At 39.9% G+C, this 1,489-nt stretch carries 1 protein-coding gene; it reads left to right on the top strand.

The genetic code is table 11. The features are described 5' to 3' along the window. Nucleotides 1-194: 194 nt before the first annotated feature. Nucleotides 195-1,489: IS1380 family transposase (locus ABDZ53_RS09515; protein ID WP_343755923.1), on the top strand; the 1,295-nt coding region annotated here is incomplete at its 3' end.

Here is a 1,489-nt window from a genome sequence, read left to right as displayed (position 1 = left end):
CAATTAGTTCTTTTAAATTACTAGTACCTGAATAATTCATAGTACCTTGTCAGAACAGGCATTTATCCCGCTTTGATAAGGTTTATCACTCTATTCCTTCTTCACCCGTTGGGTGAAGAAAAAAACATACAAAAAGAGCACGCTCTATGTTATTGTAAAGTCGACGAAAACAACAAAAACAAGAGGTGTGCTCAATGTCAACTTTACAAGAAAAGCAACTACAATTCAATCCCCATTTGGTTATGTCAAACGATGGCGGTCAATTATCCAATGATTCCGGTCTCCTTTTACTCTTTGAATTTTTTCATAAGATCAAGTTCAAAGAGCTGGTTAACGAGTTATTGCATATTGACGATTCAAGAAACTATTGTACACATGACTATATTGATTTATTTATGCAGGTTCTTGTGCAGTTAATAGCCGGTTACTCAACGGATTCTTCAGCCAATTGGCTACGTCACGATCCAGTTTTTCAGCAGGGGCTAAATAAAACGACCTTAGGTTCACAGTCGATGGTTTCTCGTTTTATTCATCAACTGTCGGAGGAGAATATCGTTCAACTTCAATCAATTGCCAAGGCATTGACCACTATCTATATCGGCCAACAAAATACACAGCATATGATCATTGACGTGGATTCTACTCACTCAGACACCTTCGGAAAACAAGAACAGACTGATTTCAATACTCACTACGGAACAACGGGTTATCATCCCTTAGTGGCTTTTGATGGACTGACTGGTCTGTTTCTGGGTGCCGAACTTCGTCCGGGCAATGTGTACACGTCTAACAATGCAGAAGTCTTTTTAGCAGACATCATCTCTCAACACAAACAGCACTCATGTGATATGTTTTTAACTGTCCGAGGGGACAGTGGCTTTGCCAAACCTGAGATCTATGAGTTATGCGAGCAAGAAAAAGTGAAGTATATTATTCGTTTAAAAGTCAATGCACGACTGAAGAACATGGCTCAACAAAAGGTCCTTTACGGACCAGATACAGACTTTACACATAAAGAATCACAGTATTTCAAGATTGATTATCAAGCTAAATCTTGGGAAACGGTTCGTAAAGTAGCTGTAAAGGCCACTCGAGAAGCTGGCGAACTCTTATTTACGACGTTTGAGTTTATCGTATCAAATTTCGTTGATATACCTGCCCAAACAGTGTACAAGCTCTACCAAAAGAGAGGGACAATGGAAAATTATATCAAAGAAATCAAACATGGTTTTTCCTTCGACAAGACCGATAGTTCAACGTTTCTTGCGAATCAGGCTCGCATGATGATGAGTTGTATTGCCTATACAGTCATTCATTTGATGAAAGAGCTAACATTCCCAGATAAAGAGAAAAAATCAACGGTGGCGACTATTCGGTTTAAAGTTTTCCACATTGCTGGAAGGCTGACACGACATGCGCGTAAAAATCAAAACCACCAGTGTGAACTGGTGGTTTGCTCTGCGGCTGTAAGCCTCTCTTACCGGCCTCG

Source organism: Alkalibacterium iburiense, from assembly GCF_039521845.1.
Taxonomy (GTDB): Bacteria; Bacillota; Bacilli; order Lactobacillales; family Carnobacteriaceae_A; genus Alkalibacterium; species Alkalibacterium iburiense.
The sequence above is the reverse complement of the archived record's forward strand: the minus strand, read 5'-3'. Positions and strand labels throughout refer to the sequence as shown.